Origin of the sequence: Psychrobacillus sp. FSL K6-2836 (genome assembly GCF_038003085.1) — a bacterium.
GTDB lineage: Bacteria > Bacillota > Bacilli > Bacillales_A > Planococcaceae > Psychrobacillus.
The window spans coordinates 2,049,136-2,071,304 of the sequence record NZ_JBBOOM010000001.1; the positions used below are offsets into that span (position 1 = coordinate 2,049,136).

Sequence of the window (22,169 nt, forward strand, 5' to 3'; positions counted from 1 at the left end):
ATTACCCTAAATGAAATTATAATTATTAAATCTATTATAAGCAACAACATTTTTTAATTTTCTGTTATTTTTATTCCAAAATAAAAATTTACTAGCGAGTTAACTAGTCCTTCTCGTCATAAACAACTTTTTTTGGCGAGTTTGTCAATTTGTAAACACGTCTAGGTCTTCCTTTTGTAGGATATTCTTCTACTCCGATACATTCCGCAAAGCCCGCATTACATAAATCTTCTATAAAGCGCCTTGTATTTCTTTCGTCTTTAGATAATTGAATAGATATATCTTTAACTGTAAAACTTCTTATTCCTGCATTTCTTGTCAATGAGTATATCTCAATATAATTCTTTATATTTATTTTTTCTTTTTTGAGCCTAGTAATAAAGTTCTCATCATTAAATTGTAGAGTTTCAACACTTTCAAGTTTGTTACTATCTACTTCAATGACCTCACCGTTTTCCTGAATAATAATTATGGAACCATACTTTTCTTTGGATTGTTTAAGTGCCTGGTTTGCATTCGATTCCGCAGAGAATATGGTTTCACCAAGTCCTATTCCTATACCAACCTTCAATCCAGACTCCAAAATCAATTTATTAACTGTTTCTTCAATTCTTTGCAGTTCTCGTTCACTGTCAGCACGCGAACTAAATATTAGATATCTTCCAAGTCCTTTTTCAAACAGTGAACCATTTAAACATTCACTTAAGTTAATTAAAATTTCTTTAATTTTTAATTCTAGGTGTTGCAGTTGATAAGTTTGTTTTGAACTTTTAAAATGATTCTTTAAAAAGTCTATTTCAAATAGATGAACAGCAACTTGTGAACCCATAAAATAAAAGGTCTTTAATTTTTCTGAAAGGATATTTAAAGTGTGACGGATTTCAATATCACTAGTTGAAATCCTAAATGCGGGAACACCGCGTTCTTTAAGTTGTATATATACCTCTTCAAAAGATGTAATAGCTCCTTTTGTCTCCTTTTCGTTCCATAAATGAAAATGAAAATCTGTCAATTCATTAGTAGAAGTTCTTTCGGAAAAAGTTTTTACATGAATCGCTCCCGGTTTTATATTAAGTTGGTAAAGTGCATTCTCCCAATGGCTTTTTGATATTTCATCTATACTCAAACAATCTAAAAAAGAACCTGTTTTATGTGAGAACTCCAACAACCCTTTAAAAATCCCTGCTTCAGTATGCTCGATATAAATTTGTTTTTCCGTACTTCCAGTAACCTGACATGCTAAGTTATAAGAAATTCTCCCTGAAAAAATCCAGAAATCAACTTTATTATCATTATATTTTACAATATCCTTTGTTTCTCTCACTTCTTTATATGGATACATCAAGAAAATTACATCCAACTTTAACTCTTCTGCTATGTCTATAATTCTTTCTACTGTAGATTGCGGACCAACAACTCCTACTCTAAACATGGGAAAACACTCCTTCAACAACATTATTTTTACATAAGAAAAGCTTTCTAATGAATCTTTATGCATTGTTTTCATATTTTTTATATTGCATCCTAACTCCTTATTATACTTTTGGAGCTCATTTTTTTAGTTTATCCTCCACTTTATCTTTTGTCATCCCGTTTCCTATGTAATGAGTATTACATGTTCTGTGCTTATCAAACTCGAGATTCGAACGAAATCCTAAGAGAAGGTATACTGATGAGCAATCAAGGATTCTACAGGCTTTGTTAAATATTCGACAACCGAATTAAACAACTTGATCATGACATAGTGCTCACTCATACCAGAAAAGTACTTTTTATAATCTCACGAAAACTGTGCGGGTTCTTCTTAACAATAAATCAACCAGTTATCAGTCTCTGTTTTTGGATAATGACTTAGGTACATGCTATACTAATAAATGATTTATTCGAAAAAGGAGTGTTTTAAATGACAAAAAAAGGTTATTTTTTAATGGATTCTGGAGAAAAAATTGAATTTGATTTATTCCCAAATGAGGCACCAAACACAGTAGCAAACTTTGAAGAGTTAGCAAACAGCGGATTTTATAACGGAGTAGTATTCCACCGTGTAATTCCTGGCTTCGTAAGCCAAGGTGGAGACCCAACTGGTACAGGTATGGGCGGTAGCGGAAAAAACATTAAATGTGAGACAGCTGGAAACCCCCACACACACCAAGCAGGAAGCCTTTCTATGGCACATGCTGGTAAAGATACAGGTTCTAGCCAATTCTTCATCGTTCACGAGCCACAACCGCATTTAAACGGTGTTCATACTGTTTTTGGTCAAGTAACAAGTGGTCTTGAAGTTGCAAAAGCTATGAAAAACGGCGCTAAAATGGAAAAAGTAGAAGTTTTCGACGCTGAATAGAATAGTGTAAGCGCCTATGCAAGCCCCAACAACGTTCTTCTGCGACGAGCTTTGCGCAGGAGCAGGCGCTAGAACTAGACAGATACCGAGAAAAAGGATACTTTTTTTGGATATAAAAAAGCAAAAAGCAGCTCCCCAAAATTTGGGGAGCTGCTTTTCTTATAGTAAAAATATTATGCCGAATATAAGTAGAAGAGGCAGGAGCAATACAATCCAACTTATAGGATGAGCAAAGTTTAGAGTCCAGCCTACGCCAAATCGCTTTTCTACCATTATACTTGGATCATTTTTGTTCAAGTAAAATAATCCACCCTTCCAATATCGATCCTCGTCAACAGCTATCTTGTTTTCTAAGGTCGTACTGTTTCCTCCTACATTTAGCCGAGATCCGCTTTGCCCTACTTTTATAGTATAAATGCCGATAACTGTAAATGTTAATAGTAAGAAAATCAGTGGTAGAACCCACATGATAATAGATGAGGATATTTCCGGATGAATTGTTTGTAAGTGAAAATATCCCATCATTAGCGTTATACCAATAGTGATAAAGAGCGCTAATAAACTTGTATATTTTCGAAACGCGAGTTGCTGTGTAAGAGAAGTTTTTTTGTTTGCTGGATTAAGGCGAGCACCTGAAAATTTCATACCTTCACTCATCAATAGGAACATACCTTGCATAACTAGTAGAATAAGTGGCATTGCAATGACACTAAAATATGTCTTTTCGCTAAATGCATCCGCTTCTCCAGTTGGTCCCCAATGAGTAGGAATCATCTCTGGCAATTGGTCATATTTCATAAATGTATAAATGATTAATCCCACCGTAACAATCATAGGTATGATAAAGATAACGCGGGGTATTAGTTTCAGTTTTTCTTGAAATCTCACATCGACTACTCTCACTTCACTTTTTCCACTTAACCACCCTTGTGTTTCTTTTAGTTTTTTCATTCGAAGATGCATTATAAAATAGTATCCGATGCTCACAAACAAGGTTGTAAACTGGACTCCTACACTCACTAATGCAAACGTTTCCTCTGCTGGATTTTGTGTTAAAGCCCACCAAAGATAGACCACAAAAATAATCATTCCGAATGTTAATACAACCGTTGTATACCTATTAATTAGTTTTACTACCTCTGGATCTTTTGTATGGCTATCTGGTACATACACTCCAAATGCTTCTGTCGGCTTTAAAAATTTTGGCATAAATGCTTGTAAAACGGTAATGAAAAATAGTATAAATCCAAATAACGCAATAATCATTCGTTCCCCTCCTCAATATTTTGCACAAGCTTACGTACCATAACTACCAGTTCTTCTTCCGAGAGCTTTAGGACCAATCCCTCTGTTACAAATGGTCGTAGTTGCGCTTCTAGTTTTTGCTTTTTTTCCTCTGAAGCCTTCGAAACACCGTTCGGTTGAATAATTACACCTGATTTTGCTACTATTTGTATAAATTCTTTTTCTTCTAGGTAGTGATAAGCCTTATTTACTGTATGCATATTCATCCCGAGATCGCTCGCAAATGCTCTTACAGACGGAAGCGAGTCACCTGGTTTTAACTCACCTCGTACTATCCCTTCCATAAGTTGGTGAGCAAGCTGCAAATAGATGGGGACATCAGAATTAGATTTTATTTCAATAAACATGAGGTCACCCTCCCTTTCCTGTTCTATATATAGCATAACACATTTGTTCTATATAAAGTAGAGCAAACACTAATAGATATTTAATAAAATTGATTGAAATGGAGGGGCGACTCCTACGGGAATAGCGTAACGCCTGAGACTACAGGCTCAGGCCACGCCCGTGGAAAGCGTCCCTGGAATGGAAATCAATTTTGTGCAAAGCAAAAAAACAGCATTTTCTCACAGAGAAAAATGCTGTTTTGGGGTTCTGTCCTAGCCTCAGGAATTTACTACAGAAAATATTTTTTGCCCTTTTCATAATAATTCTTCATTTCCTGAGAAGGAACCATTCCTCCCCCAGTTGCCCAAACAATATGCGTTGCATTTTGTAAGGAAACTCCTTGTTTAGCTAGATGAATTGGGCCTGTCATGCCTGCCAGTGCAGATGGTTCTAATAGAATATTCTCCGTGTCCGCCACTAAAACTAGCAGCTCATATAAGGTTTTATCATTAACTGTGAAGCTTCCACTAATGAGATGTTCTAGAGTTTTCCCTACAAATCCTGACGGTCGACCTACAGCTAGTCCGTCAGCATCCGTTTTGTTATCAAGTCCGATATCGACTACTGAAATATTTTCATGCAATCCAGTCATTAACCCCAGTAGCATGCAAGGTGAGCTCGTTGGCTCCGCAAAAAAGCAATGCACATGGTCTCCAAACAAAAGCTTTAGTCCAAATGCGACTCCTCCTGGTCCACCACCAACTCCGCACGGTAAGTACACAAACAGTGGGTGTTCGGCGTCGACATTGACTTGCATTTGTTCCAATTGAGTTTTTAACCTACTTGCTGCAACAGCATACCCGACAAATAAATCGACTGAATTTTCGTCGTCTATAAAAAAGCAAGACGAATCCTTTTCCGCTTGTTTTCTGCCTTCCATTACCGCAATGCTATAATCAAAATCGTATTCTACGACTGTTACCCCTTTTGAGCGAAGCATGTCCTTTTTCCATTGCTTTGCGTCGCTAGACATATGGACAGTTACTTGAAATCCAAACTTTGCACTAATTATCCCTATGCTAAGTCCTAGATTCCCAGTCGAGCCTACTGCAATTGAATAGTTAGAAAAAAATTGTTTGAACTTATCCATTGAGAGTCTTTCATAATCATCTGTCTCTTTCAATAAACCCTCTCGTATCGCAAGTTGCTCTGCAATTTTAAGTACCTCATAAATTCCACCACGAGCCTTTATAGATCCGGAAATTGGTAAGGCATTATCACATTTTAATAGTAATTCCCCGCCAAATTCTTTTTGAAAGAATTCCTTTAAGGCAGATTCCATCGTTGGAATTTTCACAAGCGGTGACTCAATAATACCATTTGTTGTTGCTGTCTCCGGGAAGGCAACACGTAAATAAGATGCAAAGCGATCTAAACGATCGCTTGCATCTTGCACCATCTCAGCAGTAACAGATACGTTTTTTATAGCATCTTCTGATTTTATTTTATTTTGGTTGAACCATATTATTTCTTCTTTGTTTTGCATATTTGAGATTAAAGGAAATCTAATTTCTAATTCGTGTTTATCCATCAATGTAAACCCTTTCTATTCTAGGCTCATCACATGAGTGACATCCGGTGAGCGTTCGTCAAATAAAAATCCATTTGCACGGTAAAAAGAATCTGCCTTTGCGGATTCTGTTTTAGTCGTTATTTCCTTAAAATGACCTTTGGCGTTTTCAGAAACCACCTTTAAAAGTTCACTTCCTACACCTTTTCGACGATACTCTGGTAAAGTGTAAAATCGGTATAGTCGAGCAGAGTTGTCAGATTCACTCGCGGTATTTCTAAACAAACCGCCAATTGCCACTAACTCATCTCCATCCCATGCGCCATAAATTGCTTCTCCCTGTTCACTGAAGCGATGCGTTCCGTCTTCATATTCCGATGCTAACCTTGACACGAAACGATACCCTTCTTTTTCACTTTCTTTAATTAGTTTGGATACGTTGACTGCGTTCAAATCTGAAATATTTTTCACTTCGATTGACATATACGTTCCTCCATTCTATTTTTGAAAAATGAACTCTTTGTTACTTTCTATATAGGAAGGCAAATCCCCTCTATACGTTTAATATATTTCAAGTCTCTACATAATATACAGTCACAGAGTTGTGACAACTAATAAATCCCATGCCAGTAAACCGACATGGGATCTCATTCATTATTTTATAGCAGCTAATCTAGCTTCTACTTCTTCTTCAGATAAATTATGTTCTACGATGTAACGGTTGCGTGGATGCTCACGGCATTCGTCCGAGCAACTACGTAGATACTTGTGTTCGTTTTCTTCTGAGCAAAGAATTTTATCATTACAATCAGGGTTTGCACAGTTTACATAACGCTCGCATGGCTCTCCTGTGAAATGGTCTTTACCTACAACGACATGCTCTACTTGGTTAATCGGTACAGCGATGCGCTCATCAAATACGTACATTTGCCCATCCCAAAGCTGTCCACGGACTTCTGGATCTTTGGCGTAAGTTGCGATCCCCCCGTGTAGTTGACCAACACCTTCAAAACCTTCTCTTACTAACCAACCCGAGAATTTTTCACAGCGTATTCCACCAGTACAATACGTAAGCACTTTTTTGCCTTCGAACATTTCTTTGTTCTCTAGCATCCAGTCCGGTAGATCCCGGAAGTTTCGAATTTCTGGGCGAATGGCACCGCGGAAGTGACCTAGGTCGAATTCATAATCATTACGAGCATCAATAACAACCGTATCTTCTGCTTGCATTTGTTCAAAGAACTCTTTTGGAGAGAGGTATTGTCCTGTTAGTTCATTTGGATTAATATCATCTGCTAATCCTAAATGTACAATCTCTTTCTTAGGACGAACATGCATTTTTTTGAAGGCATGTCCTTCTGTTTCATCTATTTTATACACCATGTCAGCAAAACGTTCGTCTGCCTTCATCATGTTCATGTATGCGTCAGTTTGTTCAATCGTTCCTGAGCAAGTTCCGTTTATTCCTTCGTCTGATACTAAAATACGCCCTTTTAACCCAATTTCCTTACATGCTGCAAGATGTTCTTGCGAAAATGTTACTGGATCTTCAATCGGGACATATTTATAGTAAAGTAATACTCTGTATGCATTTGTTTCCATTTTTTACTCCACCTTTTCTAATTTTGTCCACCGTCTAATATACCAAAAAATACGTCAAATGTTAAATAGATTGTTTCTTTTTATAATTTAAAAAGTACCTGATACCTTACAAACGATTTCGGTGTTGCGGATGGTGAAGTTTGCATAAAAGTTAAAATTCTTGTAACGAATAATATTTTAAATCTATATATAAATATCACAGGTAAAAATTTGGTAAGAAGGAGGAGGATAAAATGAGATCTACAAGCCAATGCAGATGAAGTGAAATGTTTTCTTATTTGTTTAACTTCAAATGTAGATTTAGCTGCTAGGCCAGGAGAACTTTTTGACACTAACCGGTGCGGGCGACATGTTCTGTTGTAAGCACCTTTTTAGCTTGAAACTACAGGAGATTTTTAAAAAAATTCAACTTTACAATGGAGGATAGTTTTAGGAACCATGTTTCCTAAAACTATCCCATCGAGAAAAGTACCAGGTACCCTACACTAAAAAACTAAAATTGCACACTAAATCCATTAAAGTGATGAATACATGTTCCAAATCGTACAAGATCCTTTTCTTTTAAAGCCTTAACAGCATGTTTTACATCTGTAAGAATAGACGGGTTTAGACCTAATACATTTTTTAAAGATATGCCCATAGTCATTAACTCAAATATCTATGAAGTCTTTCAGTATCCAACCCACTTCCCCGTTCTCTCTTTTTACTAAGACATATCCTTCACATTCCTGATCAATTACCGACACTTTTTCACCTTGTTTGACAGATAAAAAAGTTGTACTTAGGTCAGTCTTGGCACGAGTCGATTCATTATCAGATAGTAGATATTCATTTTTAATCCATTGTTCTATACCGAGATTCGTATTTTCACACAGAGCAAAGTATTCTTCTTGACGTATTACTTGCAGGTCATAATTTGGATATGTAACGGTCCCTACTCTATTCATCGAATCGTTATATTCTTTTTGCACAGTCATTTCGTTTGTTAACTCATCAACATATGTATATGTATACTTACCCTTTTGGATAATGAGCGCATTTAGTTGGCCGTCTTTCTTAATCTGATTTCCACCATCTAATGCGATGACCCTTTTATCCAAATCAATGAGCGGATTATGTGAACTAATTTGCGTTTCTCGATAATTAACAACTGGCCAATGACCTACGATGACTATTTTCTCCTCTTGGTGCTCTTGGTTATAAAATTCTTGTGTATATAAAGCTACTTCTTCTGTTGTTTCTCTCCAATTTCCCTTTTTCTCAATACCTGCGTGAATGACTATAAAATCTTCGGTTTCATAAGCAACTGGTAATGATTCTATCCATTCTATTTCATCTTTAAAGTATTGGTGATAGTAATGGGCAAGTTCTTCTAAATTCATGAAATCTTCTAATGTTTTACGATTTTTGGCTAACATTTCGTTTAAAACAGAATTCTTTTGTCTATTCATGTATGGGATGATTCCCCCACTCCCATTAAAAACATAACGATGGACTACATCACAGTTTCCTTTTGTTACAAAGACCTTGTCAGATTGTTCGCATAGACCTCTTACAAATTCCATGACTTCTAAACTATTTGGACCTTTTTCGCAAAGATCTCCATTGATGAATAGATAGTCTTCCTCCGTGTACTCTACTTTATGTAATAGATTTTTGAATAGCTTTAGATTTGCGTGTATATCTGAAATGACTACCACACGTTTTGTTTTGTCTAATTGTAGTCTTCTTACTTCTATCATAATTCCCACCCTAAAATTTCACTTTTGTGAATATTATATCAAATGAAAGGTAATTAAATGTACTTTAATTTTCGCCAGAACCTAATAAAATTTAATGATTTTTACAACTAAATTTTTTGTTTTCCAAATCCCACTACTAAAAGTTCAAAGACGAGAAACTCTGGGTTCATATCATTAAAAAAAACGAACGAGAAAGCAAATGAATGCCTCTTGTTCGTTTTGTATGTTCTAATCTATTTTGTTTTATTGGCAATTTCTATCGCACGATTGGTTCCTTCTGCTGCTGCATCTAGTGCTTCTTGGGGATCCATTCCTTGATATAGATTTTCTAATGCTGTTACAATTTGTTGACGTGATTCAGGGAATACCGATATTAATGCACCCTGTGTTGCCGTAGAGGGTTCCGTGCTTTGTAGTTGATCTACAGTTACCTTTAACTGCGGTGTAACTTCCCATGCATCTTTTACGATTTGTTCTTCATATGCAGATGGGTTGATCGCAAAATAGCCTGTCTCTAAATGCCATTTTGCCTGAACCTCTGGGGTAGTTAAGTATTTCATAAATTCCCAAGCAGCCTCTTGCTCTGCTTCCGCAATTCCTTTAGACATCCATAGAGATGCTCCACCAATAACAACCCCGTTACGTTTTACTTCATCCGCATACGGAATATAAGCTGCTCCGACTTCAAAAGGAGCGTTATCAATAATTCCTTTTACACCTGCAGACGAGTCCATGTACATCGCAACTTTTCCAGTTTGGAATGCTGCGCGGATATCATCCCAGTTCGTTCCGAAGTTTCCGAAAGTCCCTGCTTTGTTCATCGTATCTAACAGGTTAAATACGTTTAGTCCTTCTGGTCCATTAAAGGTCGCTTCTGTTGCATCTGCCGCACGTCCATTTTCCTCATTTACATATAATCCCCCTTGCGTCGCAACTAACTCCTCAAAAAACCATCCATATGTTAGCATGGAGAAACCTTTCATTTCATCTGTTTTCAATTTTGCAGCAGTATCAATAACCTCTGAAAATGTTTCTGGAGCCTTCTCTGGATCAAGTCCAGCTGCTTTAAATGCATCCTTGTTATAAAGCATTACCGGTGTAGATGAGTTAAACGGCATAGAATATAACTGATCATCGACTGTGTAGTAATTTAAAATATTTTCTTCAAGCTGTGAAATGTCATAATTATCTTCATCTATAAATTTTTGAATGGGCTCCACAAAGCCGCTATCAATCATATACTTTGTTCCAACCTCAAATACCTGCGTTATGGCTGGAGCATCTTTTGTACCTCCAACACTACGAAGCTTCGTTAATGATTCCTCATATGATCCTTGGAATTCTGCCTGCACTTCATATTTATCTTGAGATGTATTAAAGTCTGCAACAATAGCATCTAAGGAAACCTGACCTGCCCCAGACATTGCATGCCAAAAAGAAATAACTGTCTTGCCTTCTTCATTGGTAACTACTTCTTTTTCTGTTTCTGCCTCGTTACCGCCCGTTTCAGACGAACTACTATCACTGTTTGTACACGCTACTAAAGCAAAAAGACTAAGTAATAATAAAGCTAAAAATGCAAATTTCGATGATTTCCTCATATTTAACGTACACCTCTTTTTTAGTTTTAAACAACCGTTATTTTAGAGCTCCTTGCGTTAACCCCTTTTGTAATTGCTTTTGTCCTAAAAATAATAATAGTAGTGTTGGTATGATAACTACAATTACCCCCGCCATAACCACCCCCCATTCTGTAGACACTTCCTGCGATTGAAGCTGCTTTAAACCGATTTGGACGGTTCGAACAGAATTATTGGTCGTCACTAGAAGTGGCCATAAATACATATTCCATGTAGTCAAAAATCCATAAGCACCTAATGTAACAAGACTTGTTTTAGAAACAGGTAAAACTACTCGAAAGAAAAATCCAAATTTACTTAGTCCTGCTATTTGCGAAGCCTCATGAAGCTCTTTCGGGATAGTTTTAAAATGCTGTCTTAGTAAAAACGTACCAAATGCCAATGCAAAAAACGGCAACGTCATTCCTTGGTAAGTATTAATCCAATCTAGTTTTTGAATGGTAAAAAAGTTAGGAATCATCGTCGCTTCCCATGGAATCATCATCGTCGATATAAATAAGAAAAAGATAAAATCTCTACCCTTAAACGAGATAAATACGAATGCATACGCAGCCAAGCTACAAACAACTAACTGCCCAATCATTACCCCAATAGAAACGACAAAACTATTGATCAAATAATTAAATAAAGGAAGTCGATCAAATACCTTTACATAATTATCCAAACTAAAGGTGGACGGTAGTAACTTTCCAGATAAAATCTCTCCGCCAGTCATGAAACTTATCATAAACGCATAAATAATTGGAAAAAACAGGATTAACGAAGTAACAGTCAATAAGAAGTAAAGAATTAGCTTTTTCCATATTCTCATTGGTAATGCACCTTCTTTTCCCCAAGCTTAAATTGTAAAATTGTTACGATTAAAATACATATAAATAAGAACACTGCCTGGGCACTTGCTGTCCCGAATTGATAATTGATAAATGCTTCTCTATATATGGAATATACGATTAAATTAGTCGACTGAGATGGACCACCTTTAGTTAAAATATCGATTTGGCCAAACGTCTGAAATGCATTGATCAATGAAATGGTAATGATGAAAAACAAAGTTGGAGATAGCATTGGAATAGTAATTCGCTTTAATCGATACCAATAGCTAGCACCATCAATACGCGCACTCTCATATAAATGCTCATCTATATTTTGCAAACCACCAAGTATTATTAAGAAGGAAAACCCTGTATTCAGCCATATAGTCGACAGGGACACCGAAAATAATGCCCATGTTGGATCTAATAGCCATTCAATTTGAGGCAAATTAAAGATACTTAGTAATTTGTTGAACATCCCTACACTCGGATGAAATAAGAACAACCAAACGACAGAGGATGCTGCAACGGAAACCCCCATTGTGGATGCATAGATGGTCCTGAAAAATCCGATTCCTCTTAGTTTTTCATTTGCAAGTAGCGCTAAAATCAGTGCAATTATAATCCCTGTTGGAACTGTATATAAAACAAATAGGAACGTCGCTTTAATACTGTTGCGGAAAGCAACTGATTCTAGTAAATAAGCATAGTTTTCTAGACCTACGAAAATTGCTGCTTCACCCGCTTGATCCGTTAAATAGAAGCTTAAGTAAATGGTCCGAAACATCGGATAAAAAACAAATACAGAAAATAATATAATAGAAGGCAATAAATACAATAGAGCCGTTCTTGCGTTAGAGGAACGTTTCCAATTGCTCATCTTTCTAGATCTGCTTACAGTCGTCATACAAATACCTCTTTGCCAAATACATGGTTTTCAACGTCGGAGGGAGTTTTAATAATATTCTTTGTTTCACTATCAAAAAAACAAAAGGATTCATAGTTCATAATTAAAGGAATTTTATCGCCTATTTCTATTTGCCACTGTCCGCTCCATTTAACTTGCCAGGATTCCTCATTAAGTAAAAATGTGAAAATCGTTTCATTTCCTAAAATTTCTACATTCGAAACTTCCACCACAACTTTGTCTTTATCTTTTGACTCTTTTGTCGCTGCTTTTATATGTTCAGGACGTATCCCTACAATTACTCGCTCTGTTAAATAATGTGCATCCTGTGTTGGAACCGGAATTATAATAGAATCACTTAACCGAATCGTACTTGTCAATTTGTCTCCAAAACCTAGCGCTAGATTCATAGGAGGTGATCCGATAAATGTTGCTACAAAAGGATTAGCTGGGGTGTTATAAATTTCGATAGGCTTGCCTATTTGCTGAATAGCCCCTTCATGAAGAATCATAATTCGATCACCCATAGTCATAGCTTCGATTTGGTCATGTGTCACATAAATCATCGTAATCCCTAATCGTCTTTGAATTTGTCTTATCTCAGAACGCATATGCGCTCGTAGCTTTGCATCTAAATTAGATAGTGGCTCATCCATTAAACAAATAGGTGCTTCGTTCACAATTGCCCGTGCTAGTGCCACCCTTTGACGTTGACCTCCAGATAACTCTCTAGGCTTTCGCTTTAAATAATCCGTCAAACCAAGCATTGTTGCCACTTCACCTGTACGTTTCGCTCGTTCTTTTTTATTAATTTTTTTTACATGTAAACCAAATTGAATATTTTCTTCTACCGATAAGTGCGGATATAATGCATAGTTTTGAAATACCATCGATAAATCCCTTTTACTTGGTGGTAAATCATTCACTTCTGTATCGCCAATTTTCAATATCCCACCTGTAATATCTTCTAGTCCAGCAATCATTCGAAGCATTGTACTTTTGCCGCAACCAGAGGGACCAACGAGAACAAAAAATTCCCCCGGTTCAATAGTTACGTTAATATTGGAAATAACATTAGATTGCTTATCATAAGATTTGGAGATATCGATCAGTTCCACCCTTTTCAAGCACTTCATCCTCTCTACCAATCATCAAATTGTAGTGTTATCAATCGAATATACTAAGTAATACTTCTAGCAATTTCATTTTACAAGACATACCGTTGATGTATATAGAAATACCCAATTTTTACACAATATTTACATTTTAACTAAACCTTATAAAATCTTTACAAAAAAGGAGTCTCTTATGCGGTTATTATTTTTTATACTAGTAATTTTATGTTTAGTTGCAGGCTGTGATAACCAAGATGGCAATATACAACCTATTGCAAATGACAAGTTTTTAATCATTGCACATCGCGGGGCTTCTGCATTTGCACCCGAACATACGATGATCGCCTACGAGATAGCTCATGAAGCAGATGTAGACTATATTGAAATAGATTTACAAATGACGAAGGATGGCGTTCTAGTTGCCATGCACGATGAAAAGGTGGATCGTACAACAAATGGAACTGGATTTGTAAAGGAGTACACTTTGGAGGAATTAAAACAGTTAAATGCAGGGAAATGGTTTAATGAGGAATATCCAGGACTGGCTAACAGAGAGTTTGAACAAGAAGAGGTGCCTACTTTAGAGGAAATCTTTATGCATTTCGGAGATGATGTGAACTATTATATCGAATTGAAGTCGCCACGTATTTATAAAGGGATGGAGGAAGAACTTTTTGCCTTATTAAAGAAGTATGATTTAATTCGAGAAACACAAGACCTACCAAAAGTAATTGTGGAGTCTTTTAATGAAGATAGCCTAACAAATTTTCATGCACTAGGGCCGGCGCTTCCTCTTATTCAACTATTTAGTTTCAAAGAGAAAGCTACTTTATCCCATTCTGATTATAAACGGTTACAAACTTATGCCAGTGGAATTGGGGTCAATATAAAATCGGTTGATCAAGACTTTATCCATGATGCTCAATTAAATGGATTGCAGGTTCATCTTTATTCTATTAAAAACGAAATAGATGTGAAAAATGCTTTCCGACTTGATGTAAATGGAGTCTTCATAGATAATCCCACTTTTGGTGAGCATTTACCGCAAGAAGAAAGTTAGTTTCCTGTTTGAAGAGCGTGCTCGCAAATTTTATGGAAGCTTGCTTCAAATTTTTCATTGTCTTCTTTTTGACGTTTTTTTGGACCCTTCAAACGACCACCAGCCTGTCTAATTTTCTTGGATATATGACGACTATCGAGAAGCTGGTCAATATTTTCAGGGGTATACCAACGTCCGTTTTGGTCGATAGCAAAACCTTGTTTAGCTAAAACCATCGCAGCTAGACCATAGTCCTGTGTCACGACTATATCACCTTTTTTTACTCTATTAACTAGAACAAAATCTACCGCGTCTGCTCCTTTAGATACCATTATTGTATCAGCACCTTCTCGTTGCATATAATGAGCGGTATCACATAGTAATGTTACCTTCAATTTATACTTTTTCGCCACATCAATAGTCAAATCCACTACTGGACACCCATCTGCATCTACTAAAATATTTACCATTTTACGCACCTCTTTTTTACTTGCTTGCCTTCCATTGTATTATATCCAATCTATCGAAGTACAATGTATAAGAAAAAGGCAGCGCTGTTTAAGTTCAAGATCTGTATCTATCGTTTTAAAGTGCTTTGGAAAGATATTACACAGTATTATTATTCACTGAATTTTTAGAGAGGCAGATCGTGACTCAAGTCACGACCTGCCTCTCTTTTTTTGTAATCTTATGGCGTGTATCTATCCATCCCCTTCTTCAACTTTAGTAACAGTTTTAGTACAGTTTTTTATGATGAAAGAAAAAAGACTTTCTAATACATAGAACAAGCTCACGAAGATACAGTTTCTTTCGCTATTTCGCTTCTTACTTGATAAATCCTCACCGTTTCATTGTATTTCCACTACTAACAACAACATCCGTATTTAAATAATGATATACGCCTCCGGTGGGATGATTGAGCAAATGAACCATCATACATACCCGAAGGGGCGATGATGGCTCATCGCTTCCCCCCACTGAACGCGTCCTCCTGAAACAGAATGCAATGGATTTTGGAATGGAAAATTATAAACTTTCTTATCTTTTTAAATAAACGTCCTATACTCTGGACGTTTTACTTTTCGTATGCTCCTAATATTTCTACCGCTTTTTCTGTCATTGACGTATCTACCGCCTTATCAAAGTCTACTTCCCCACTTATAGCTCCGTTTTCTTTGTATGCATCATATTGCTTTAATACATCATCTAAAAACATTTTTCCATCTGGGTCTAACCCAGTTACATATACTTTTTCCCAAAGAGCTGAGTCTTTTAACGATGTATGCTTTATCATAATTTCTATAATTTCAGCTTTATTTTCACCTTTGATAAAGGCATCATTGTAGTCTCGAACCCCTTTTAAATAGGCAGCCATAAACCGCAGAGATACATCCTGTTCATCACTCATAAATTGTGGAGATCCTAAAACCATCGCAATTTGAGATTCTGGTGCATAATCCGTCGCATCTCCAAAACGCAGATGAAATTCATTTTCAATGCCTTGTGCTATTAAAGGTTCAATCTGTAACGCTGCATCAATTGATCCATTTTCAATTGCACCTAGCATACTTCCGAAATCAGCAAGCAATACAAGCTCTACATCCTCAGACGTTAATCCGGCATGCTTTAACATTTCCAAATAGATATATTCATCAATCGAGTTTTTAGAGGATATAGCAATTTTTTTACCCTTAAAATCTTCGTAATCTTTTATTTCATCTACCATTTGGTTTCCAATAACAAATGTAAAATAGGATTTCCCTGGCACATTATGCCCTTTATCTGCAATAATTTTCACGTCAATTCCTTGTGCAATGGCATTAAAGAATGACGCAGTCGATACCCCTCCTGCGATATCTACATCTCCAGACGCAAGGGCTGGTAACATCTCATCACTGTTTGAGAACACTGCAAACTCTACATCTATATTGTATTCCTCAAAGTATCCTTTTTCTTTTGCAATATAAAATCCAGCTCCAGAGGCAGATCCATCCTCTGCAATAACAACCTTCACTTTTTCATCCAACGGAGCAAGGTCACCTGAAGGATTGTCTTTGCTCACTTCATCATTCACTTTAGATGTACTATCTTTATCCTTAGAACTACACGCACCTAGTAGAAGTACAATAGATGCTATAATTACAATCCACCATTTTTTCACATATTTCCTCCTTACTTTCTCGACTTTTGGACTTCCTGTTGTAGGTGATTCCAGATCGCTATAAACTGCTCCGCCATTTCTAGATTTGCACGAACTTGCTCCATCGTGCGTGGCCTTGGTAGAGGAACTTTTATTTCTTCTACTATTTCACCTGGTTGAGCGCTCATCAAAACTATACGGTCACTTAATAACAGAGCCTCATCAATACTATGCGTTATAAATATCACCGTTTTTTTCGTTTCGGACCAAATAGACAGTAGTTCTTCTTGTAATATGAATTTGTTCTGTTCATCCAGTGCTGCAAATGGTTCATCCATTAGTAGTATCTCCGGGTCATTTGCAAATGCTCGAGCAATGCTTATTCGTTGTTTCATACCACCAGAGAGTTCTTTTGGATACAGCTTCGAAAATTTGGTAAGACCTACTTTTTTCAAATAATAATTGGTCTGCTTCCGTACAAATTCTTTTGGTAAGTGGCGCATATTTAATCCGAATGCAACATTTTCTTCTACAGTCAGCCAGGGTATGACTCCCTTTTCCTGAAAGACCATCGATTGCAGCGGCCGTAAGTCTGTATCCGATTCTATGGAAAATGTACCCGAACTTGGCTGTTCCAGCCCAGCAAGTATTCGTAGTAAAGTTGTTTTCCCACATCCACTTGGACCAACTATACAGACAAACTCGCCTTCTTCTACATTTAACGTAATATTTTGTATAGCTGTTACACTATTGTTTTTCTTATAAAATACTTTCGTGAGATTATCAATAGAAATTTTCACTGGTTGGTCCATCTAATCACCTCCAAGGGACAATTTTTCTTTGTAGCCCACGTAATAAAAGAGAAAACATAAACCCAAAAAAAGAAATGAGTATTAATCCGACAAACATCTCTTTCAACATAAACGCTTTGTAGGAAGTCCAGATTAAATATCCGATACCTGATGTAGCTCCCATCATCTCAGCTGCGACAATCGTAAGAAGTGCAATCGCCTGCCCCATTTGAATTCCTTCTAACATAACGGGAAGTGCACCTGGGAATGCAATCCTGAGAAAGAAATCAGTCGGACTTGCTCCATAATTTTTGGCCACATCTAAATGAACCTTTTCTATATTCAACACACCTGCGACAGTATTAATGACTACTGGGAAAAATACACTTCCTGCGATAGTAACAACTTTAGAAAAATCTCCAATACCAAAAAGGATAATTATAATCGGAAGTAAAGCCAAAGTTGGAATAGGCATAAAAGCCATGACAATTGGCGAGATAAAATGACGGATCGGAGCATACAACCCCATGAGTAGTCCAATGATTATTCCTGGTATTACCCCCAATAAAAATCCAGCTGCTATTCTATATAAAGAGACGGAAATATGTGTCCATAACATGCCACTTGTCATTAACTCAAAAAACGTAGAAATAATTGCAGATGGCGGTGGAAAGAATCGTATATCAAGTACACCTGTGCGTGAACAAATTTCCCACAACAAAAGAATAAAAATAGGTGAAATAATAGTTAGTAATTGCTTTCCTCGTTCTTTTACCTGTCGCTTCTTCCATTCCTGTTGTTCCATTTCGTAGGGATTGTATAGTTTGCCCTCTTTTTCTTCGTGCATTTTTCACCACCTCTTCTAAAAATAATATGACGAAAGAGGAATTTGTGTGAAAGACAGCCCATTTTTAAATTGACATAAAATTTATCGTTTGATAACTTTAAAGGAAAAGGAGGAATAATATGACAGATATGCAGTTAAGATCGAATCGCGAAATTCCATATTTTATTTTATCTCTAATATTCAGTGTACTCATTTACTTTTTAGCAATCGTTTCAATAATCGGAATAGCTATTTTACTAGCACTTATTTTATTTAGTATTTATGCACTTTACATGTCGTTGGGTTATATCCGTGCAAATGGAATTCGCATTAGTGAAAAGCAATTTCCGGATGTATATGAAAGAATCGTACATATTTCTCAGGAAATGGGTTTTAAAAAGGTGCCAGATGTATTCGTGGTTCACTCAGAAGGGGCTTTTAATGCCTTCGCAACCCGTTTTTTAGGAAAACATATGGTTGTTCTCTATTCAGAAGTTTTTGAGCTTGCTAGAGAGCAAGGGAATGCTGAACTCGATTTCATCATTGCTCATGAACTTACACATATAAAACGTAATCACGTTTTAAAAAACACGTTTATCTTGCCAGCACGTTTAGTGCCTTTTCTATCGCAAGCATATAGTCGTTCCTGTGAGTATACTTGTGACCGACATGCAGCATTCTTTATAAGAGATGGGGCTGCTGCAAAACGTGGACTAACCATATTGAGTATTGGGAAACAGCTATATAAAGAGGTTAATGAAAATGCTTACTTAGAACAAATCAATACCGAATCGAATGTATTTATATGGTTGAGTGAAGTACTATCATCTCACCCGACTACTCCAAAAAGGGTCCAAGCAGTTGGGCATTTCATGCAAGTAGAGGGCACTCCACTTTATTATCCTAATACTTCAAAAATCGCACTTGGTATTGGTGCATTACTAGGTATTTTCATCATTGGATATATAGGAGTCATAGCAGTTATGGTAACTGGTGCAGTAAAGTATGAAAATTTCTTTACAGGTGGCTTGTTGCAAGAAGAAGCGTTATCATCTGAGGCTTCCACTACAGAAACTTCCACACTAGAGAGCACTGCACCTTTAACAGAGGAATCACTTAATTTGACTCCACTTATGGATGCAGTTCTAGCTGATGATGAAGAAACAATTCGTGAACTTGTGGCTAATGGTGTCAACTTAGAGGAAAGAGATGCAGAAAATACAACTGCTTTACACCATGCGGTTTACTCCGATAATAATGCAGTTGCTGAGTTATTATTGATCTATGGTGCTAACCCAAACACAGAAGATCAATACACTAATGCGTTAACAGCTTCCTTTTATTATGAGAATTACGACATGGCAGCACTACTATATAAGTATGGTGCTAATCCTGCTACCCTTGATCCAGAAGGATATTCAGGCAACAACATAATGGGAGTTAATAGCGATGATGAATTTCTTGATTCTCTAAATGAATTCACTAGTGCTCCATAGTGGTAGGCACCAAATCTTAGAGTAATATTTTGATATAAACTCAATCCTAAGTAAAAAGCAGGCTCCCGACGATACGTTTCGGTAGCCTGCTCTATTTATATATATTGCATCAATTCATAAAAAGCTAAGTAGTAATAAAATCCGAACAATGTTGATTTACGTTCAAAAATATATTTTTAAGAAGAACTTTTGGCGAGTTGTTCATACTAAACTTGCATATAGATATCATTTGCCTCGTAGACTTCCACACAGTTCCTACCTTTATGTTTAGCAGCATATAAAGCCTGGTCAGCTTGTCTAATAAGTTGTTGGACAGAATATCTATCCTCTCCTGCCGCCATTTGAACATAGGATACCCCAAAACTTGAAGTTACAAGAATTTCTCTTTCATTAAAGGTTGTAAAACTTTCTTCTATCGCTTGTCGAATTCTATTCGCTCTATAAGTAGCCTCCATTAGAGTGGTTTCAGGCATGCATATAATGAACTCTTCCCCTCCGTAACGCCCCATAAAGTCTATTACTCGTAATTCTTCTTTAGTAATGCTTGTAATATGGGTTAATACTATATCCCCTGCCTCATGGCCAAATGTGTCATTTACCTTTTTAAAATGATCGATGTCAAACATTATAATGGATACACCCCCGCCGTAGGCCATTAAGTCATCAAATATCATTTCAGATTTTTTCATAAAGAATGTGCGATTATACAACTGTGTCAAGCCATCTAAACTTGCTAATTGCTTTAACTTTTCTTCCATTCGCACTTTTTCAGTGACATCGACAAAGGTAACAATTTTGCCCACATGTAATCCACTTTTATTCACAACTTCTGAAAAATTGATCCGGAAGTGTGTAGCCCCCGACTCTAGAAAATTGGTGTAATCGCACTCCTGTTCCTCTTTCAATTTCTCCGTAAGTAAGGGATTTTGAACGAGAACTTCAGCAATAGGTTTACCAATATAATGCGAGCTCATAGTGGGGATCACATTTAATGCAGCTTTATTATAGTCAACTATCACCCGATTTTGATTTAACACAATCACGCCTTCTTTCAAACTTTCAAATACACTTTCCCTAGCTATAGGTGCAACATTGAACATTTGTAAGGTTAAAAGAGCCACACCATGGAACATAAAAGTGATACTCAATGATATTGGTCCAAGATCAATGCCATTACTCCAATCATTTAGATAAAAATAATTTGCTATGACTGGAATAAGCAAACCTGCCACCATCAATAAAGTTTGCATACGGAACATAAATAAAGATTTACGAAATTCTCTTAGCAATATTAGGACCGATATTGTTAAGCATACAAATAGGAAAATGGCATGAACATAAAACCACGGACCCCACTCTAAATCTAGTACAGGGAATAAACCATTCCTATCTACCTTTATCGTTCTGTAATAAAGATGATGTAGTTCATTTGTTTGCATCATAAATATCGTAGTGAGAGGAATGACAAAAAGTGCATAATTCCACGTTTTTATTTTATGCCCTACATACTCTATACACATGAATAGTACAAATATTGGTATAAATGGCATGACAAGATATTCTATACTAAGCCAAAACTTCATTTCTGTTAAGGATGTACTTGCTAATTCAAAAGCATAAGCATAGGTGAAGATCGATGATAAAAATGTAACTCGAATATACGACTTTCCGCCAGGGGCATCTTTAGCTTTTACTAGAATGTACAAGCTAAGAAATAAACTTATTGTGCCCGCCAATATAACTACTAGAATGTATGACAAGTATATTTCTCCATTTCCAATTATTTCATTTTTTTATACATATTATATAGCAGATTATTGTCCTATGACTAGATAGTTTAATACTTTAACTTGCACCAGTTTTTCAACCAAGAATTAGGATTCCTTGGATCGTAATAGCTATTGGATCTTCTACTACAGGAAACGTGCAATCTGCAGTATTATTCATTTGAAAAGGTCCCGTGAACTCAATGTTCATGGGACTTTTTCAAATACTATTATTCTCCTATTGTACGCTCTGACGCAGAGAAATCACATTATTAGGATTCGTTGCCCAGTTAGCCATTAAATCTAGCTGCCTCTTTTTCAAATCTTCCAATGGCTCCTCTACCATTTCAATCCGATTAAATTTTTCCAAAAAAACGGCAGAATCCTTAATCTTCTTATATCCACCAAACCCTTGGTCGTCATTTAGTAGCCAGACGACTCGTTGAATTTTAGCAAATAAAATTCCTCCCGTACACATAGGACAAGGCTCCAGCGTGCTATAAAGAGTGAACTTTTTGTTGTTAATTTTGGCATCAAACATGGTGGATCCTGCGTTTCGCATAGCATCTATTTCAGCATGTGCTGTAATATCTTGGCTAGGATGCACTCTATTTCTCCCTTTTCCGATCACGTTGAAATCTTCATCTATGATAACCGCGCCTACAGGATACGTGTTCTCCTGCAATGCTTTCTTGGCTTCTTCCAATGCCAGCTCTAAAAAGAATCTATCCTGATCCATGTGAAAGT

21 protein-coding genes are annotated in these 22,169 nt (G+C 36.5%); 3 read left to right on the top strand and 18 right to left on the bottom strand.

Annotated features, from left to right (window positions below):
- Positions 1-103: 103 nt before the first annotated feature.
- Positions 104-1,432, bottom strand: coding sequence for a hypothetical protein (locus MKY37_RS09495; RefSeq protein WP_340776429.1), 1,329 nt, complete (start codon positions 1,430-1,432; stop codon positions 104-106).
- A 471-nt stretch (positions 1,433-1,903) separates the two neighbouring features.
- Here MKY37_RS09495 and MKY37_RS09500 point away from each other — a divergent pair, with 471 nt between their 5' ends.
- Positions 1,904-2,344, top strand: a complete 441-nt coding sequence (locus tag MKY37_RS09500) for a peptidylprolyl isomerase (protein ID WP_211892528.1) — start codon at positions 1,904-1,906, stop codon at positions 2,342-2,344.
- Positions 2,345-2,503: 159 nt separating this feature from the next.
- Here the strand turns inward: MKY37_RS09500 and MKY37_RS09505 are convergent, their stop codons facing one another.
- The 11 genes from MKY37_RS09505 to MKY37_RS09555 all read right to left on the bottom strand — a co-directional run bounded on the left by MKY37_RS09505 (position 2,504) and on the right by MKY37_RS09555 (position 13,376).
- Positions 2,504-3,610 carry a DUF1648 domain-containing protein gene (locus tag MKY37_RS09505; RefSeq protein WP_340776436.1) on the bottom strand — a complete coding sequence of 369 codons (1,107 nt, stop codon included), beginning with the start codon at positions 3,608-3,610 and terminating at the stop codon, positions 2,504-2,506.
- The gene (locus MKY37_RS09510; protein ID WP_340776438.1) at positions 3,607-3,996 is read right to left on the bottom strand and encodes a GntR family transcriptional regulator; all 390 of its coding nucleotides are present in this window, start codon (positions 3,994-3,996) and stop codon (positions 3,607-3,609) included. The genes MKY37_RS09505 and MKY37_RS09510 overlap by 4 nt, the downstream gene beginning before the upstream one ends.
- Before the next feature lie 269 nt (positions 3,997-4,265).
- A complete protein-coding gene (locus MKY37_RS09515) occupies positions 4,266-5,567 on the bottom strand; it encodes a D-serine ammonia-lyase (RefSeq protein WP_445323032.1) in 1,302 nt (433 codons plus the stop codon).
- Between the two features lie 15 nt (positions 5,568-5,582).
- Positions 5,583-6,029, bottom strand: a complete 447-nt coding sequence (locus tag MKY37_RS09520; protein ID WP_340776442.1) for a GNAT family N-acetyltransferase — start codon at positions 6,027-6,029, stop codon at positions 5,583-5,585.
- A 171-nt stretch (positions 6,030-6,200) separates the two neighbouring features.
- Positions 6,201-7,148: an oxygen-dependent tRNA uridine(34) hydroxylase TrhO gene (trhO, locus tag MKY37_RS09525; RefSeq protein WP_340776445.1), complete on the bottom strand. Its 948-nt coding sequence runs from the start codon at positions 7,146-7,148 to the stop codon at positions 6,201-6,203.
- A 493-nt stretch (positions 7,149-7,641) separates the two neighbouring features.
- On the bottom strand, positions 7,642-7,794 hold the full coding sequence (locus MKY37_RS09530; RefSeq protein WP_445323033.1) for a hypothetical protein: 153 nt from the start codon (positions 7,792-7,794) through the stop codon (positions 7,642-7,644).
- 4 nt (positions 7,795-7,798) lie between these two features.
- A complete protein-coding gene (locus MKY37_RS09535; RefSeq protein WP_340776447.1) occupies positions 7,799-8,890 on the bottom strand; it encodes a metallophosphoesterase in 1,092 nt (363 codons plus the stop codon).
- Positions 8,891-9,123: 233 nt separating this feature from the next.
- Entirely contained in the window at positions 9,124-10,491 is a 1,368-nt protein-coding gene (locus MKY37_RS09540) for an ABC transporter substrate-binding protein (RefSeq protein WP_340776449.1), read from the bottom strand.
- Positions 10,492-10,528: 37 nt separating this feature from the next.
- Positions 10,529-11,341: a carbohydrate ABC transporter permease gene (locus MKY37_RS09545; protein WP_340776451.1), complete on the bottom strand. Its 813-nt coding sequence runs from the start codon at positions 11,339-11,341 to the stop codon at positions 10,529-10,531.
- Positions 11,338-12,249 (bottom strand): carbohydrate ABC transporter permease, encoded by a 912-nt coding sequence (locus tag MKY37_RS09550; protein ID WP_340776453.1) that lies wholly within the window; start codon positions 12,247-12,249, stop codon positions 11,338-11,340. Before MKY37_RS09550 ends, MKY37_RS09545 begins: the two co-directional genes overlap by 4 nt.
- The gene (locus tag MKY37_RS09555; protein WP_340779884.1) at positions 12,246-13,376 is read right to left on the bottom strand and encodes an ABC transporter ATP-binding protein; all 1,131 of its coding nucleotides are present in this window, start codon (positions 13,374-13,376) and stop codon (positions 12,246-12,248) included. Before MKY37_RS09555 ends, MKY37_RS09550 begins: the two co-directional genes overlap by 4 nt.
- Positions 13,377-13,557: 181 nt before the next feature.
- Here MKY37_RS09555 and MKY37_RS09560 point away from each other — a divergent pair, with 181 nt between their 5' ends.
- Positions 13,558-14,424, top strand: coding sequence for a glycerophosphodiester phosphodiesterase family protein (locus MKY37_RS09560; RefSeq protein ID WP_340776455.1), 867 nt, complete (start codon positions 13,558-13,560; stop codon positions 14,422-14,424).
- On the opposite strand, the gene MKY37_RS09565 is transcribed toward MKY37_RS09560, so the two are convergent.
- From MKY37_RS09565 to MKY37_RS09580, 4 genes are all read right to left on the bottom strand, one after another.
- A complete protein-coding gene (locus tag MKY37_RS09565) occupies positions 14,421-14,873 on the bottom strand; it encodes a YaiI/YqxD family protein (protein WP_340776458.1) in 453 nt (150 codons plus the stop codon). The two genes, MKY37_RS09560 and MKY37_RS09565, sit on opposite strands and share 4 nt — an antisense overlap.
- A 605-nt stretch (positions 14,874-15,478) precedes the next feature.
- Positions 15,479-16,564 (bottom strand): ABC transporter substrate-binding protein, encoded by a 1,086-nt coding sequence (locus tag MKY37_RS09570; protein ID WP_340776461.1) that lies wholly within the window; start codon positions 16,562-16,564, stop codon positions 15,479-15,481.
- A gap of 11 nt (positions 16,565-16,575) precedes the next feature.
- Complete coding sequence (locus MKY37_RS09575) at positions 16,576-17,355, bottom strand: ABC transporter ATP-binding protein (protein ID WP_340776464.1); 780 nt, start codon at positions 17,353-17,355, stop codon at positions 16,576-16,578.
- Between the two features lie 4 nt (positions 17,356-17,359).
- Positions 17,360-18,181, bottom strand: a complete 822-nt coding sequence (locus MKY37_RS09580) for an ABC transporter permease (protein ID WP_340776466.1) — start codon at positions 18,179-18,181, stop codon at positions 17,360-17,362.
- A gap of 119 nt (positions 18,182-18,300) precedes the next feature.
- On the opposite strand from MKY37_RS09580, the gene MKY37_RS09585 reads away from it, so the two are divergent.
- Positions 18,301-19,656 (top strand): M48 family metallopeptidase, encoded by a 1,356-nt coding sequence (locus MKY37_RS09585; protein ID WP_340776468.1) that lies wholly within the window; start codon positions 18,301-18,303, stop codon positions 19,654-19,656.
- Positions 19,657-19,862: 206 nt separating this feature from the next.
- Here the strand turns inward: MKY37_RS09585 and MKY37_RS09590 are convergent, their stop codons facing one another.
- Positions 19,863-21,416, bottom strand: a complete 1,554-nt coding sequence (locus MKY37_RS09590) for a histidine kinase N-terminal 7TM domain-containing diguanylate cyclase (protein WP_340776470.1) — start codon at positions 21,414-21,416, stop codon at positions 19,863-19,865.
- Between the two features lie 244 nt (positions 21,417-21,660).
- On the bottom strand, positions 21,661-22,161 hold the full coding sequence (locus tag MKY37_RS09595) for a nucleoside deaminase (RefSeq protein WP_340776471.1): 501 nt from the start codon (positions 22,159-22,161) through the stop codon (positions 21,661-21,663).
- Positions 22,162-22,169: the final 8 nt, after the last annotated feature.

Excerpts from the sequence above, each read along its gene's own strand:
- MKY37_RS09495 (WP_340776429.1), bottom strand. The coding sequence starts at position 1,432 with ATGTTTAGAGTAGGAGTTGTTGGTCCGCAATCTACAGTAGAAAGAATT.
- MKY37_RS09500 (WP_211892528.1), top strand. The coding sequence starts at position 1,904 with ATGACAAAAAAAGGTTATTTTTTAATGGATTCTGGAGAAAAAATTGAA.
- MKY37_RS09505 (WP_340776436.1), bottom strand. The coding sequence starts at position 3,610 with ATGATTATTGCGTTATTTGGATTTATACTATTTTTCATTACCGTTTTA.
- MKY37_RS09510 (WP_340776438.1), bottom strand. The coding sequence starts at position 3,996 with ATGTTTATTGAAATAAAATCTAATTCTGATGTCCCCATCTATTTGCAG.
- MKY37_RS09515 (WP_445323032.1), bottom strand. The coding sequence starts at position 5,567 with ATGGATAAACACGAATTAGAAATTAGATTTCCTTTAATCTCAAATATG.
- MKY37_RS09520 (WP_340776442.1), bottom strand. The coding sequence starts at position 6,029 with ATGTCAATCGAAGTGAAAAATATTTCAGATTTGAACGCAGTCAACGTA.
- trhO (WP_340776445.1), bottom strand. The coding sequence starts at position 7,148 with ATGGAAACAAATGCATACAGAGTATTACTTTACTATAAATATGTCCCG.
- MKY37_RS09530 (WP_445323033.1), bottom strand. The coding sequence starts at position 7,794 with ATGACTATGGGCATATCTTTAAAAAATGTATTAGGTCTAAACCCGTCT.
- MKY37_RS09535 (WP_340776447.1), bottom strand. The coding sequence starts at position 8,890 with ATGATAGAAGTAAGAAGACTACAATTAGACAAAACAAAACGTGTGGTA.
- MKY37_RS09540 (WP_340776449.1), bottom strand. The coding sequence starts at position 10,491 with ATGAGGAAATCATCGAAATTTGCATTTTTAGCTTTATTATTACTTAGT.
- MKY37_RS09545 (WP_340776451.1), bottom strand. The coding sequence starts at position 11,341 with ATGAGAATATGGAAAAAGCTAATTCTTTACTTCTTATTGACTGTTACT.
- MKY37_RS09550 (WP_340776453.1), bottom strand. The coding sequence starts at position 12,249 with ATGACGACTGTAAGCAGATCTAGAAAGATGAGCAATTGGAAACGTTCC.
- MKY37_RS09560 (WP_340776455.1), top strand. The coding sequence starts at position 13,558 with ATGCGGTTATTATTTTTTATACTAGTAATTTTATGTTTAGTTGCAGGC.
- MKY37_RS09565 (WP_340776458.1), bottom strand. The coding sequence starts at position 14,873 with ATGGTAAATATTTTAGTAGATGCAGATGGGTGTCCAGTAGTGGATTTG.
- MKY37_RS09575 (WP_340776464.1), bottom strand. The coding sequence starts at position 17,355 with ATGGACCAACCAGTGAAAATTTCTATTGATAATCTCACGAAAGTATTT.
- MKY37_RS09580 (WP_340776466.1), bottom strand. The coding sequence starts at position 18,181 with ATGCACGAAGAAAAAGAGGGCAAACTATACAATCCCTACGAAATGGAA.
- MKY37_RS09585 (WP_340776468.1), top strand. The coding sequence starts at position 18,301 with ATGACAGATATGCAGTTAAGATCGAATCGCGAAATTCCATATTTTATT.
- MKY37_RS09595 (WP_340776471.1), bottom strand. The coding sequence starts at position 22,161 with ATGGATCAGGATAGATTCTTTTTAGAGCTGGCATTGGAAGAAGCCAAG.